The organism is Bacteroides caecigallinarum (assembly GCF_016902295.1).
In the GTDB taxonomy this organism is placed as follows: Bacteria; Bacteroidota; Bacteroidia; order Bacteroidales; family Bacteroidaceae; genus Phocaeicola; species Phocaeicola caecigallinarum_A.
The window spans coordinates 98,062-114,891 of sequence record NZ_JACJLQ010000005.1; the positions used below are offsets into that span (position 1 = coordinate 98,062).

7 protein-coding genes and 1 pseudogene are annotated in these 16,830 nt (G+C 36.5%); all 8 read right to left on the minus strand.

From position 1 onward, the window contains the following. Positions 1-119 precede the first annotated feature (119 nt). A complete protein-coding gene (locus H6A27_RS02785; protein WP_204507582.1) occupies positions 120-2,090 on the minus strand; it encodes a glycoside hydrolase family 5 protein in 1,971 nt (656 codons plus the stop codon). 84 nt (positions 2,091-2,174) lie between these two features. Further along, a complete protein-coding gene (locus H6A27_RS02790; RefSeq protein WP_204507583.1) occupies positions 2,175-4,334 on the minus strand; it encodes an endo-1,4-beta-xylanase in 2,160 nt (719 codons plus the stop codon). Between the two features lie 29 nt (positions 4,335-4,363). Then, a complete protein-coding gene (locus H6A27_RS02795) occupies positions 4,364-5,404 on the minus strand; it encodes a DUF5627 domain-containing protein (protein ID WP_204507584.1) in 1,041 nt (346 codons plus the stop codon). A 29-nt stretch (positions 5,405-5,433) separates the two neighbouring features. Beyond that, complete coding sequence (locus H6A27_RS02800) at positions 5,434-7,245, minus strand: RagB/SusD family nutrient uptake outer membrane protein (protein ID WP_204507585.1); 1,812 nt, start codon at positions 7,243-7,245, stop codon at positions 5,434-5,436. A 17-nt stretch (positions 7,246-7,262) separates the two neighbouring features. Beyond that, positions 7,263-10,121, minus strand: coding sequence for a SusC/RagA family TonB-linked outer membrane protein (locus H6A27_RS02805; RefSeq protein ID WP_204507586.1), 2,859 nt, complete (start codon positions 10,119-10,121; stop codon positions 7,263-7,265). 47 nt (positions 10,122-10,168) lie between these two features. Then, on the minus strand, positions 10,169-12,121 hold the full coding sequence (locus H6A27_RS02810) for a RagB/SusD family nutrient uptake outer membrane protein (RefSeq protein ID WP_204507587.1): 1,953 nt from the start codon (positions 12,119-12,121) through the stop codon (positions 10,169-10,171). Between the two features lie 13 nt (positions 12,122-12,134). Further along, positions 12,135-15,293: a SusC/RagA family TonB-linked outer membrane protein gene (locus H6A27_RS02815; RefSeq protein WP_420867838.1), complete on the minus strand. Its 3,159-nt coding sequence runs from the start codon at positions 15,291-15,293 to the stop codon at positions 12,135-12,137. Positions 15,294-16,583: 1,290 nt separating this feature from the next. Next, positions 16,584-16,830, minus strand: a pseudogene (locus tag H6A27_RS02820) (group II intron reverse transcriptase/maturase); the annotation flags it as partial.

The window sequence follows — 16,830 nt, forward strand, 5'->3', positions numbered from 1 at the left end:
TTATTCATAGGCAATATAATGAGAAAAGTAATACAGTTAAATAGTAAGTTCTGCATAAATTCATTTCTTACTGAACAGATTATAATTATAATAATTACAAATAATCAACTTTATAATCGTTATTTATTTAAAGAAATACTCTTGATTACAATTGGTTTTCCTCCCATTGACCAAAATCCTATAATATACAAATGGGAAGGATCAAGTTTATTACCATCACCATTTATCATGTTATGTAAATCTACATTAATCACTGTTGAGCTACCAAAATCATACATTGCCGGAGAAGTCCAATAAGAATTTTGATCAAACAATCTGAATGACGCTTCGCAATCATTAGGCGATGCAAGTTCAACTCTTATTGAAGTATAATCACTTAAATCAAGTCCATTAGCATATTGCCATCCACCAAAGCCATATTGCCCTGTAATCAAAGTTAATGTTTCTTCATCAAACGACCCTTCTTCCCATATTGACGGATTAAAGAATCCTTCTTTCAAGATAAAAGGAGAAAGGACTTTTACAGAAACCAACAATTCTTTTTTTACCTGATTGTCCGTTACATAAGATATTGTAATATTTGCCTGACCTTCAGCACAAGCAACAACTTTTCCAACTCCATCAACCTTAACAACAGATTCATCAGACGATGTAATTGTTACTTCATTGGTAATCATTCGTGTCGAACCATCAGAATAAACAGCTTTTACATTAATGTATTTTGCATCCCCCATTGTCAATTCAAGATTCTCATCCAAGCCAACCAACTCCAGTTTTTCAAGCTCACCATTTATAACTATACCTTCTGCATATTCCTTAAACCAATGATACATAGACCAAGGACAAGCCTCAGGATCATTAAGGAAAGTATAATTACCAGGTTCACCAGGTACATCCTCAAAAGCAGCCAACATCTCAGAGTCTGTAGTAAAGAAAAGCCATGAAACATTACCTGACTTATCGGCTATATACTTAAAGTTTGCCCCGAAACCTTTTCCTCCAGCTTCTCCTGTTATACTCTTTCCCCAAGTAGCATCGTATTTCTTCGGGGCCCAATCAATTTCTGTCACCATTATAGGTGCAAACTCCGCAACCGGACCAACCTGAGCATCCCATCCTCTCTGAAAAGCTTCATATCCCCCACCGGTAGAAGATCCTATTCCTTCAGAGCTGTCTTCTTCAGCATCACTACCATACCAACCAGGATAACAATGAACCGCAAATCCTATATTCTCACCTTCAATACGATGAGTTGCGTAACCAGCATAAGAAGATTGATAAGACAATCCTGGTATCCATAAAATATTATTGCAGCCATTTGAACGTATTTTATCCACAATAGCCTGGAAATATTTCTTCATATTCGCAAAACAAGCGTCACCACTACTTCCAAATTTTCCGTCAGTTCCCTTGATATTTACAGGTTCGTTTGCCAACTCAAACATAAGACCTGTATTATTCTTCAATTTTACATGACTGGATACTATATCCCAAACCTTCAACAAGAAAGTTTGATAAGTATCACCCAATTCTATTCCTTCGTAACCGTCTCCATTTGGACAAACACCTGGTGGACGCATAACAACATACATTCCTTTAGAAATAAAATATTCTGCCATAGGAACGAATAGTTCATCAAGATATTTGCGAAAACGTACTTCAGAAAACCTTTCATGCCCCTCGTAACGTACAGAAGTCATTGAAGGATCATCACTCCAATACGGGTCCAAATGCATACGTACAAAATTAAATTTCCAACCAGCGTCAAGAATTTCGTCAACCATACGTTTATTATAACTTAAACAAGCATCAACATCATAATTTGACCATCTGTTATTATTGAAATAAGGGCTGTATGTTTGGGTAAATCCATGTAAATTAATAATTTCTCCTTCAGCATTTTTCAGATAACGTCCCTCTACATGTAATTCAGGTAAGGTTACTATTGGGGTAGGTTCAGGCTCAGGCTCTGGTTCAGGATTTGGTTCTTCGATTGTAGGCGGTTCTTCAATAATTTCTTTATCACTGCAAGAAAAAAAGAACTGTCCTATAATCAAACATACAAGAAGAAGTTTTATTCTGTATTTCATAAAAATTAGTTTTAAGTATTTATAATGGAGAAAAAAATGGGCAGATAAAATCTACCTGCCCATTTATAAGAAGTTTATAAAAATTTATTCACCTCCTTTTAGTCCATCAGCAAAACCTCCATATGCAGGCTTACGATTGTAATTCAAATCCCAAAGGCCAACAGGCTCACCAGCTCTCCAACCAGAGTCGGCAGGACTATCTGTTACACACCATTGAGTAATACCATACTGCTGGTTTACAGGAATAATCTCGAAATACTTACGGATTATAAATGTATAGAACTCTGCCATTTTCTGCTGCTGTTCCAATGTTACATTTTCTGTCTTTATACCTGTACCGAATGCTTTATCAACAATTCCCATATCCAACTCAGAAATCTTGACGAGCTTGCCTGATTCTGCCAGAATTTTGAACATATTAACAATGGCATCTTCTTGTGCCTTTTGATCTGCTTCGTTCAAAATGTAGCTGACGTGCATTTGTGTTCCGATACCATCAATCTTAGTAACGCCATCAGCTTCCCATCTCTTTATCCATTCTACCAAACTCTTAGCCTTCTTGTTTCCATCCCACCATGATTCCAGATTGAAGTCATTAATAAACAATTTCAAATCAGAAGGGTTTCCACCGTATTCAGCAAAATACTTGCGAGCTTTAGACTCTAATATACGAACATAATCTATATCTCCAAGATAATCTTGCCAATAGAAGTTTGCAGAAGGATTATCACTGTTTTCAGCTGATTGCAATTCATAGATACCATTATCGTCACCTCCACCGGAAACTGTCTCATTTGCCAACTCCCAAGCAGTTACATAACCTCCTGTAGCCTCCATCATACCTTTAATCCAATTATCCAAAGCCCATGTAAGAGTATCCTTCTTTTCTTCCGGTGTCAACGGTATAGCATTGGCCGATTTCTCATAATATAAACATACATCATCGAAGTACAAAGTTCCTACGTATGCACCAATATTAAACAATAAACGTGTTGCTCCCTCTCCAGTACAAGCTGTAGAAATAGTAACCTCTTTCCAATCAGTAGTTACCTGTAAAGCAGGGAAATCACCACAACCAATATATCCATTAGGATTTTGGAAGCCAACTCCTATGCTACTTTCTTTAGTTCCTTTTATTTTAAGGCGTAAGAAATAAACTGTTCCATTTGTGAAAGGAGTAGTTACCTCATAGCACAACTGCTTTTCCCACGATTGGGATTCTGAAGGATTTTCAACGACGCAAACACCATCGACTACAGAAGATGTATGACCACCCCATCCGCCTATAGGCGTACCACTGGAATAATCATCCTCTATTACAGAGACAGGAATTGCAACCTCACCGGCATTACTTTCGTAATAAATAGCCAAATCATCAATATAAATTGATCCAGCGTATGCTCCATAATTGAAAAGGAAACGGTCCGCACCGTCTTGAGCTGTAGTTGAAACCAATACTTCAGTCCAGTCTGTAGTAATATTCATAGAAGGGAAATCTCCACGACCACCATAATCTGCGCTATGCTGGAAAGACGCCCCCATACTTCCTTCAACACTACCTTTAACTTTAAAACTCAAATAATAAACTTGACCTCCTTCAAAAGGCAAATCAATAGCAGCTTGAGCTTCCCATGGATTTACAACACTTGGGTTAGTCATTTTTAAACACTTAGAGCCATCAGGTCCTTCATTGACTACTTCAAGAGTTGAATTGTTTCCCCATCCACCAATTGGATTACCATCTTCAAAGTCTGACTGATAAGCATATTTATTCGTAACACTTCCGTCACCTACAACTTCTTTATCAGCTATCAATGAATTCAAATATTTAATATTCTGCTGTGAATGCCATCCTAATGTATGACCATATATTGTCATGCCAGCAGCTTTGGCTTCATTCACAAAATTTGTAACATTATAAAAATTCATAGTGCCATCATCAGAAACGCAGGAAGCATATTTCATTTCATTACCAGCTGTCATTTCATCAAAATTAGATATTGCCAAGCTATGAACTTGTCCACCTGCGACAAAATCATTGGCTCCCAATGCAATACCCAACTTAAAGTTGGGATTTGCAGTACGGTCAACATATGTTTTTAATGCATCATAAGCATTCAAATATTCATATTGTTCGATAATTGCTGGTTTCTCTATTTTAAATTCAGCAATCTGTTCGTCAGCACATGCTGCCATGAGAAGCAACATTGACAATGAACTTATATATAAAGATTTATTCTTCATAACCAGTACATATTTTTATTTAAAGATATTTATTTCTCATTATATGTAGGAGTGAAGGTAACTAATTTGTTTGTGCCACGAGTCTGTGCAACCAATGTATCCTTAGTAGCAACTTGCTTGAAACCATAATCTATACTATAGTCCAGATATATGACATCGCGATCTTTATTACCCCATGAATTTTTCTCTCCGTCTTCCACAAACTTTCCGCTTCCAGAAGCTTCAATACCATCACTACCAGAGGTAATGGTACAGTTATCACCATCAAATGTAAGCAGCAAGTCACAAGTAACGGCCGTACCATTTTCATCATTAATAGATACTGGGAAAATTGCGGTATTAAGTGAACGAGAAGTCATTTCGCAAACCTCGTCCTTCTCTACAGATTCCTCGTGACGGACATTTGTGGTTATTGTACCATCAGCGGTTGTTATTTGGTCTATTCCACGACGCAAGTAAAAGCCATGCCATGGATTCATGTATTTCACACAATATAGCACATAGTCCTTGGGCTGTATGTTCCAATAAGCCGAATTAGTGCGTGCTGGCTGGTCTCCTTCTATCGATGGAGTACCAGTAATAATACGGTCAGCACCTTTCTGTCCTGTCATTACTACAGGAATTACATAATTATTACTTAGAGCTTTCTCATCTTCAAAAAAGGCATCCTTTAGTTTCACTTCTACGTAGCCCCACATATCACCTCCAAACTTAATCTGATTACCAAGCATCTCGTAATAATTCTCTGGTAAAGGTAGAACCGGTGAACCGTCCTCAAAAGTCAGATTATCACACAGAGAGTTATCTACATCAATATCAATAGTAATATCTCTACCATTATATGCTCCTCCCATAGTGGCATAAATAGCACATTTATGCTGCTGATCACGAGAATTGTCAACTACTTCATCATTTCCCAAAACTAATGTACGCACAGGATACTGGTAAGCAAAATATACAGATGTTCCTCCTTCATAATCTGGGAATGTTCTATCTGCATTCTTACAGGAAGAAAAAGCAAATGTCAAAATACCAGACATCATCAATGATATAACTTTTTTCATTTTCATTTTTACATTATAAATTTTAATTAAACATATTACCAGCCTTTATTCTGTTGTAAATTTCTCCATTTTAGAGTTTCAGAATAAGGTATAGGTCCATGATACATATAATCTTGATAGTTACGTATTTCTACATCAATTTCCGTATATTTCAAAGAGTTGCCTGTAGCTTGTTCTATACGTATACCTCTAGCTGTCTCGTTAAGCGGTAAATTCCAACGGCGAATATCCCAAAAACGTTTATTTTCAAAACATAACTCTATACGTCGTTCGTTCCTAATAAGATCCGTCATCTTTGCCACATCATTCTTGATACTTTCAAGATAAGCGTCCCCATTATCAGTTCCTACTCCACCACGGGAACGTAAAGCCTTAACGACATCATAAGCGCTATAAGCATTTCCACCAGTACCGGTAGGTCCCCAAGCGTCGTTAGCTGCTTCAGCATAAGCTAAGAAAATCTCAGTATAACGAATACGTACCGGGAAATGATATTTAGGATTGAGAGCACTCGGATTTGGATTACAATCCTCACGTAAAAGCTTGCGCAGATAATATCCAGTACGAGTAGATGTACCTATTTTATTCAGTCCATCATCTGTCTTATTCTCGCTGTCGGCATATAGTCCAGTGATGATTGTCTTTCCCTTATATGTACTACCATTATATAATACATAATCAGTTAAACGAGGGTCACGGTTTACATAAGGATTAGAAGCATCATAACCACTATTAACCGCATCACTTATAGGATAACCGTTAGCCATAGGAAAAGCGTCAACCAGATTCTGAGTCGGATTAATTCTACCACTTCCATAAAGAGTAGGTGGAAAATTGTTTTTCTCTTGAGTTATACCCATATCCCAATCAGCATCACCATTAGTACGATTACCTCTCCATATAATTTCAGCAGTTACAGATCCTGACCCCATATTATCCAACTCATCAGTATTCATATACCAAGTATTTCCTCTCGGGTCTATACCATTAACACCACCTATTCTATTGAGTACTATAGCTGCATAATTAGCTGCGGTTTCAGATGTTACACCTGAAGCTTCACGATAAGCTGGACTTGCTGCCAACAATGCTACTTGAGCCTTAATAGCTTCTGCAATACGCCCGGATATACGTCCACGCTGATAAGTTCCAAATACCAAATTGTATCCACCCATTTCTGCCCCAATTTGTTGATATTTACTTGGTAGCTCCGCATTACTACTGATATTCGAAAAATCAAGTGGCAATAAATCAATAGCCCTATCCAAATCCTCAAAAATAAATTTTACACATTCACTAAATTCATTACGAGGTAAATTGAAATCAGAGTTCATATCTTCAGGTTCGAATACCATAGGTACCCCCAACAATTGTCCATCTTCTGTCCAACCAGCATGAGCCTGCAAAAGATAAAAATAATTTAAGGCACGCAAAGCATAAGCTTCACCACTCAATTTATCAATAAACATTTTATTTGTAGTTTCAGTACTTGACCAACTAACTCGATCAACAATACTTAGAAATGTGTTAATATACTGAATAGTAGCCTTACGAGCTTGCCACTGTTCCATTGGGTTATTACTTGAAGACCAAGAACCAAGCGCCATTTGTGAATAGGTACTAGTCAAATCATTAGTTACTGCATCATCAGTAGCGACATCACTGACACTGGAGTTATCATATGGTAACATTGCATAGCCATATCCCAACAAACCTGATGCATAGTTAGGATCGGAAAACATCTGCTCTACATCACGAATATTCTCTTGAGCAGGCTCAAACATATCTTCACATGCAGATAAAGATGTCAAAAGTACCGTAGATATCAAAATATATTTTAGTTTCATTTTAATTGTTTTTTTAGTTAAAATACTGCTTTTAAACCAATATTGTAGTATCTGCTCTGAGGCGCACTACCTACGTTAAGCTCCATGTGTTCACGTTCTTTTGAAATAGTAAGCAAATTAGCACCACCTACAAAAGCCGATAATTCCTTTACAAACGAGCGACGTAATACTTGTTTAGGCAAGTCGTAAGTAATTTGTATTTTTGCTAAATCGAAACGATTAGCTTTGTACATCCAAAAATCAGACGTACAGAAATTTTGACTTGCATTTAAAGTTGACAAACGTGGATAAGTAGCTGTAGAAGCGGTTTCTTTAGTCCAGCGATTGCGAACCACAGCTGAATATTTGTCTTCTTGATCTATCCAATAGTAAGAACTGTTCTTTAAGCCATAACTTCCTACTCCACCTGTTCCAAGCACAAAGATAGTGAATCCTTTCCATTTAGCAGTAATGTTTATACCCATTGTAAATGGCGAACCATACCATCCACCTTTGCCCAAGAATACTTCATCTTTTTCATCAATTATATTGTCCCCATTTTGATCAATATATTTAATATCACCTGGACGTATTTGTCCTAACTTAGATTGATCATACCAGTTATCAATATCTTCTTGATTTTGAAATAATCCTGCGCTTTGGTATCCCCAAATGCCATCAATAGGTTTTCCTTCACGATAACGATATTCATCATCATAGATTTCATCACGTTTGGTCGCCTTAGTATCATAGTATGTACCAGATACGCCTAATGATAAATCTACTTCTCCTATACGTTTGTTAACATTCACACTGAAATCAAACCCAATTCGACGATTATTATTATAATTTAATACAGGCAAGAATGATGCAGCAGGATAATATGTACTTAAATATGACGGATAAAATGTTGGACTACTAATCAGATAACCTTCATTGGAATTAATAAAGAATGATGCATCTGCAGTTATAAGTTTGTTCCACATAGATGTACGGAGATTTACAGATAATTCCTTACGTTTAATAAAGTCCAAATCATGATTTTGACCTTTTGTAGAGTATGTATATTTACCAGCAGAGCCGTCATACCAACTGTAGCCGTCAGCTTGAGTCCAAACTCCTTCATAAAGGTAGTATTCATTATCATTCATTATTAAATCTATATCTTGATTCAATATACTACCAGACACACTAAATATCATTTCATCAATAACTTGAGAATCTTTAAGGAAATCCTCTTCGCTTAAACGCCATCCCAATGTCAAAGAAGGTGACAAGGCATTTCTATGCCCTGGAGCTAACTTCGCAGAATGAATCAACGCAGCACCAAAATCAGCATAATAACGCTGTTTATAATTATACCCTGCCTGCAAAGCCAAATTTGCATTGCATATACGGTGGTATAATGCAGATTTAGTTTGCTGATAACCATTAACAATCAACATAGCCGACAGATTATGATCTTTATCAAATGTATTCTGATAGTTAAATTGTCCTGTAAAAGCAATAGTCTGGTTATCGGTACTTCCGCCAACATTTTGAATGCCTGGACGTTCATCTACACCTTCTTTTGTCAAACTCACAATAACATCCTTACCATTATAATTTGACCAAGTAGGAACAAATATCGCATAATTGTTGTCAAACGAAGTATTATAAGAAGTTGCATAATCAACAGCAAACATAGCTTTGAAAGAAAGACCTTTCAACAATTTATTTAGATTAATATCTACACCAGTATCAAACTGAAACTGACGGCTTGTATATTTACTGCTTCCAGCTGCATAAACATCTGCAAATGCATTAGTAGGATTAGCCTGAGAACCACCCAAGAAGTATTTCCCGTCAATTATATTCCCAGATGTACTCAATAATTCCCAAGCAGCACTGGCATTAGGATCAATCATATCCAACGGTATCAGCGGAGCTGCATTTTGAGGGAAATTTGGTCGAGCTGTAGTAGCAACATTCCAATAATCACCTTTAGCAGTCTTTGAATTGTAAAAAGTTGCATTTGCATTGATATATGCATTGATAAAATCATTTATTTTAACATCAACATTAGTACGTACATTAAAACGATCTACCATATTATTTTCAGCCTCGCCAAAATTCAGATAATCTCCATTACGGTAATAACTAATATTACTATAAAAATGAGCTCTTGAACCACCACCCTCAATTTCAGCTGTAACTTCGGAACGATTATACATCTTCTTAACATAATCCGATGAATAATAATTTATGTCCGGATAACGATATGGATTAAGTCCTGAAGCATGATTGTAAATCTGAGTGTCAGAATATAAAGGATCCAATCCATCATTTACACGAGCCTCATTATAAAGAGTCATGTACTCGGCAGAACCCAAATACTCAGGAAAACTCTTAGCGACATTGAAACCTGTATTGGCACTTACACTAACACTAAGTCCTTCAGAAGTACTTCTTTTAGTAGTTATAAGAATAGCTCCTTTTGCTGCTTTACTTCCATAAAGGACAACAGCCTGAGCTCCCTTTAAGAAAGAGATCTGAGCAATTTCAGTCGGCATTACATTGTTTGCATCACGTGGTACACCATCTATAAGTACCAAATAACCAGCATTATCACCATCCATTCCCCAAAGAGAATTACCATTCCAACCACCAATATAGCCTTGCATATTATCCAAACTATAAGTATTATAGTTTTTCTTTGTGAGTTCCTCTATATTAACTACAGAAACACCACCAAGAAGATCTTTTTGGGCAACTTTCCTAAATGCTACCTGAACTACAGGATCATTTTCGGTTGACAATGTATCGTTTTCATTCTCAATAGCAATCTGTGCATCGGCAAAATAAGGTATAGCCGCAAACATGGCAAAAAGAATGAATTTTGTCTGTTTATCTTTCATTGTTTAATTATTTATTATTATACATTAGTGTTTTTCAATTGCATTATTTATTCCCAACCTGGATTCTGTGGAAATTCCGGATAAAGGTAAACGTCATCATCAGGAAGTGGGAACCAATAATGCTTGGTACCGAATACACGTTTTACTAATAACTCATGACGATAATTAGCCACTTGAGCCTCTTTAGGATCATTGTTTTTATAAAAATCATCATTTTCTAAACGATCAAACTCTACTGCATATTTTTCAGTATAAGGCGATTCAGTAAGTAATAACCAACGCTGAAGGTCATTAAAACGAAAGCCCTCCATAGAAAGCTCTACAGCACGCTCACGACGTATTTCGTCCATAAACTTATTTCTGTCAGCAGCGTATGAATCAGCTACTTCACCAGCACCGCAACGATTACGGATTGTATTAATTGCATCTAAAGCTGTTTTAGTAAAATTAGAACTTTTTCCTGATGCTCCACCAACAGCAGCACAAGCTTCCGCATACATAAGATAAATGTCAGCCAAACGCATATACGGCAAATATGTATGAAGAGCACTACCCCAGTCATATTCTTTATCACCTACGTTACAAGTATGAGGAACTAATTTCTGGAAAAAATAACCAGTGCGACTTCCCATATCATCTGAACGCATTTCCTCACCACTACTTGAAAGATTAAGATATGCATAAGGTTTTTGTGCATCATTAAGCTTATCTTCAGCTAAAACATAATGAAAGCCATCAAATACTATATCGTGATAGAAACGTGGATCACGATTCTTGAATGGATGAGTTGGATCGAAACCTGAATTAGGATCATCTATAGGCAAGCCATTAGCCATTCCATACATTTCAACCAGATTTGCTGTAGGAAGATGAATAATAACATCATGTTCAACCAAACTTGCTACCTTTGGTCCCCACAATTTTGACATATTCCAGTTTGAATTATTACCATCAGTACCACCAGAACTACCTGAAGGTCCTCTAAATATAGCTTCTACTGAACCAGGCATCTGCCAGTTTTGGCGACGAGTATAAAAAATGTCGGAATAACAAGTAGTTGCACTCGCAGCTTTCTCATGGTCGTAAATATTTGAATAACTAAATTCAGCCAAAGCATATTGTGTTTGGTTATTTTCCACAAGTGTAAGCAATTCTCCAAAGGCTTCAGCAGCTTTCTGACAATATGTCTCATCATAATTATAAGTTTGAGAGCCACCTAATTGAGCGCCATTCTTCATTAATGGACTTCCGGCCCACAGATAATTCTTTCCTAAATACCCTAAAGCCATAATTTTATTAATGCGTAACTGATTCCTACCGACAGTTGCTTGACCCGCACTTGAATCATCCCAATTTATAGGCAATAAATCAGCCGCACGCCTGAAATCTTCCGCAGCCTTGTCTGCACATTCCTGATAAGAAAGACGAGGTAATGTTAAATCCTGTGTAGCATCAAGCTCTTGGTCAATATAAGGAAGTCCTCCCCAATATGTCATCATCTCAAAATGCCACCAGGCACGGAAAAAATAAAGCTGACCAGCTATCAGATTTTTCTCATCTTCTGTTCCAATCATTTTATCCAAATTAGCTAGGCCTATATTACATTTGCGAATACAATACCAAGCATGTCCCCACAATGAATGGTGAAAACTATCGGTAGATGTAGGGTTATTTGTACCTGTCATCAACCAAGTCTGTCCATTACTATACCAATTACGAAAATTACCCAAATCAACCTGGTTAGTCATGTGGGCATTTCCTAAAGAGTTAAAAAGTTCATCGTCACCCCAATTCCAAGAAGTACAATAATTACATTTCTCCTTATCAGGAATACAATTATAAATTTCTTCTACAAATCCCTGAAAGTTACGAAAATCTTTAAATGCATCTTCTTTATTTACTGTAGCTTCTGGGCTCTTGTCCAGGTAGTCTTCACACGAAGTCATACCGCAACCTATTGCCAATGACAAAAGCGCTATATATATATTTTTTTTTCTCATACTATTCATTATATTATAATGTGAATTTTATACCTAAATTATAACGTTTCACAGTAGGATAAGCTCCTAAATAGCCAGCACCAGAAAGATTTGCCTCACGGTCATCAGGCATACGTGTCCATAACCATAGATTATTACCGTTAAGATAAATCTTAAGATTACTGATACCCAACTTTTGTACCCATCCCTTTGTCCATGTATAAGCTATTTCAACATTTTTCAAACGGATATATGAACCATCATACATATATTGCGTACCGTCATAATAAGTAGGCTTCGAATTCCAGCGAGGAACAACAATATCTGCATTTGGTTCATCTTTTGACCACCATGTTCCTGCATCGTAAACAGTATTTAAGTTATTTTCCAAACTTTTTAAAGCAACATCACGTGTAACATTATTAACGCCATAGAACTGTGCAAAGGCACTAAAGCCTTTCCATTCAAATCCAATCGTAGCATTGTATGTATTTTCAGGCGAACTCGTATATCCATAAGGAACAGAGTCTTTACTGTCTATAACACCATCACCATTATAATCAACAATATAATAGTCTCCAACCAATTTTTGAGAGTCACTTGAATCATGAGCTGGACTACCAAACATCTGATCATAATTTTGGATAAAACCATTGTCAATATAAGAATAATATTGACCAACACCGTGTCCCGCAGCCTTCTGATATGCAGGTCGCAAAGCTTGATCATCCTTCACAAGTACAACATTACGAGCATGAGTCATATTAAAATTACCCCAAAGACGCAATCCATTCGCTAAAACTTTATTTAAACGTAATTCTAATTCATAACCTGTTGTACGGATTTTTCCTTTATTTATTGAAGGAGGTGTTCCGCCAAAATAAGAAGGTATTGAACGATCACTACCAAATACAAATATATTCGAACGAGTATCACGGAAAAATTCAACACTACCTGCCATTAATCCTTCAAAGAAAGAGTAATCTATACCTAAATTCATTTTTTCCACGACTTCCCACTGTATGTCTTCATTGCCAATAGCAGATTCATACCACCAAGTATAAATACTTTCAGCATGGTTCAAATCCAAACGAGTGTGACCCGCATATTTCCATGAATCCATGTACAACCAACGACGTGATTCATCAAATGGATCTCCAAGTTGGTCGGAGCCAATCTCACCATACGATGCACGAATCTTCATCATATCAAGAATTTTTTTCTCACGAAGATAACGCATAAAAGGTTCTTCACTGACCATCCATCCTATAGCACCAGAATTAAAGAAAGCAAAACGATTCTCAGGGCTAAACTTTTCTGAACCGTTATACGCACCATTATATTCTACAAAATATCTATTAGCAAAATCATAAGTAACACGAAAAGCCCAGTCTTCACGATAAGTAGGCATCACACTACCTCTTGCATTCTCCTGACGGCTAAATAATCCCATAGCAGTCATATTATGTTTACCAAAAGAACGCGCCCAACTTAACTGTGCCTGATAATACAAATTTCTTATTGTTCTACTGTTATCTACAGATCCAGACTGTGTACTCCAATTTATACCCTGCGACCAATCAAATCCTTGATTGGTATCATATGATTGTCCCCAAACCACCTGACCGGTTTCCGGATCGATCCACTTAGTTTGCGCATTATTATATAAATCATTAATTCCACGATTATTCTCAACAAACTCATTATCCCATGATATTGTAGCTCTTGCGACAAGACCTTTTGTTATAAAAGATAAATCCTGTTCCAAAGTAAAGTCTGTATTAATGCGTGTTGTCGTTGTCTGCATTGTTCCACTAATTGCAATATTCTGTACTGAATTTGTTGTATTTGAAACTTTAGGATAAAAACCCCAACTACCATCAGAATATTGAGGCAAAAACACATCAGACGGAATATTATATACACCAGACCATTGCTGACCTATCTGCCATTCAGAATTTCCCGAATTACTCCATGGTGATTTTCTAATACCATTTGAACCAGCCAAATTTACTTTCAACACAGTACTTTTTGTAATATTAAAATCAATATTACTACGTACATTTACACGGTCATATCCATAACCAGAATTATAGCCACGTCCATTATCATAAACTCGGAAAAGGTCTCCTTCATGTACATAATCTGCTGAAGCAAAATATTTTACAAACTTTGTACCACCACTAATATTAATATTAGCATTATAAGACATTGTATTATCTTTAAACAGTGCCTTCTGCCAATCAACATTAGGATAACGCTCCATTTGTTCAATAGTAGTCTGATTGCGATAGTTATTAATAAATTCTTGAGAACGAATGTCAGCCCATGATTGTGGAGCCAATGCCAATTCATGTTCAATCGCAATATTACGAAACATTAAAGCATCATAAGAATCATATTTATTAGGTAATTTAGACGGTGATTTCAAAGTAGCGTTAAAACCAACATCAATTTTAGCACTTCCCTCCATACCACGTTTAGTAGTTATCAATATAACACCATTTGCACCTTTGACACCGTACACAGCTGTAGCAGATGCATCTTTCAAAACTGAAATAGATTGAACTGATGTTATATCTACCGAACTCATAGGACGTTCAATTCCATCAACCAAAACCAACGGTTCTTCATTGTTGTTCCACGAACTTGCTCCACGAATAGTAATTTTCGGGTCTTCTTCACCTGGCATACCAGTACCTGCAGTTGTTACAACACCTGGTAAATTACCTGTTAACGCTGCACCGATATCAGAAACACCTGCAGCACGTTCCAAAACCTTACCCGTTGTTTGTGTAATAGCACCTACAACTGAAGCCTTTTTCTGTTGTCCATAACCTACTACAACAACTTCTTCAAGCATTTCTGAATCCTCACGCAATACAACTACAATCATGTTGCGTCCGTTCACTTTGACTTCCTGAGGAGTCATACCTAAATAAGAGACTGTCAATACAGCGTTTTTATCTGGAACCTCCAAAGTAAAGTTTCCATCAAAATCCGCTACGGTTCCCACAGTACTTTGACTTTTCAATACAATAGCCGCACCAATCAACGGCTCATCATTTGAATCAAGCACTTTTCCGTTTACTACAAATCCCTGAGCCATCAAAGAAGCACTACCAGAGATAAACAATAAAAGAAAAACTGCGATTTGTGCGAGATAATGTTTCTTCCTATCATAAGAAAACATCTCAATAAACTTTTGTCTTATGTTTTTCATTTATACAAATAATTAAAAAATAAAAATTAAATAGTAACTAAGGAAGCTAATTAATTTCATCTAACTACCATTTGTCATACACATACGCATTTTCATTTAAGATTACACAATATTATACACTTTTTACACAAAGCAAAATTAATTCATAATATTCATATATATATAATTACATGTTACAATATATATATTATACATTACACATTGTGGTACATTTGTTACATTTATTTTCATGAATGTTACATTTACCCATTCCAGAAGGCTTTGAAAGCCATTTTATATCAAAAAAACATATATAAAAAGGAGGTATATAATAAGCATAAAATAGGATACATATTTCTTAAGTAATAGTTGTTCCTCAATATAAAATCACAATATTACATCAGCTATAAGCATTAATTTACAACAGAGTAATATTTTTCAGGACATAAAAGAAACACTTAAAAACGAATTAATACTTTATTTTGTTATGTAAAAATATTATATGAAATAGCCTATGAATATATCATTTATGATTGCTTCACTACAGGTGGAAAAGTATAATGCCGAATCAAATAAAACTATACCCATATCTACAAAAACGAGGTGTGTCAAATTGACACCCTCTACTTCACTACATCATCAACCGTTCACATGCTGGTCTACATTCACTAATACTCTTTGGTTCAGTCCTATTTCTTTAAGGGTTGCACAAATCTTCAGTTTTTTGCATTTGTTCCAACTTACGGTAGTTCTCAATTCTGCCGTTTAATTAAAGTTCGGTCCTTCACATTCTGCGTTTGCGCGCTACTATGACCACTACTGACTTCTCACGGAAAGCTCTACTCCGCAGATTTCGATTGTTTTTTACTATTCTCGTGCGTCCGTGAGTCCTTATCGGATTAGAGTATTAACTTTCCATCTTACGTCTGCTCCATATTTTCGCAAGCTTAAGGAAACTATATTAACCGTTCCGAATAATTATATGACTTTGACTTGATTTGCAGTCTTATCTACAGACGTATGCCTCATATGAAGTTTCTGCCCGTCAAACCAAATGTTTGCCGCCTGCTTCTTTCAGAAGCTACATCACGATGAACACCCTTGCTTTTGGCTGTATGATTTCCGCTTTTAGGACTCATTAGGAACTTGCACCCGTTAGCTAATACTCATGCCAAGCATAATCGAGTAGGAGTTAAACATTAATCATAGGTGTTTATCTCCTATTTTCATGTTCACCGACCTCTCACACCACCGTACTTGCCGTTCGGCATACGGCGGTTCCTATTTTGGATGCCATTCGAGATACGAGCCCATTAAGGTAGGATATCCTGCCTTTCGCAGGCTATCATTATTTATCGCCACTTTCAATATAGGACTATCAGCGATACGCCAATAACCTTTGCGAGTGTTACCCCATTCCCGTGCATTGTATTTTTCTATACCACATTTAATGAGGTTTGCCACCTTGGTCTTGGGTTTCTTCCAAGCTTTCCATATACACATACGTATTCTCCGTCTTAACCACTCA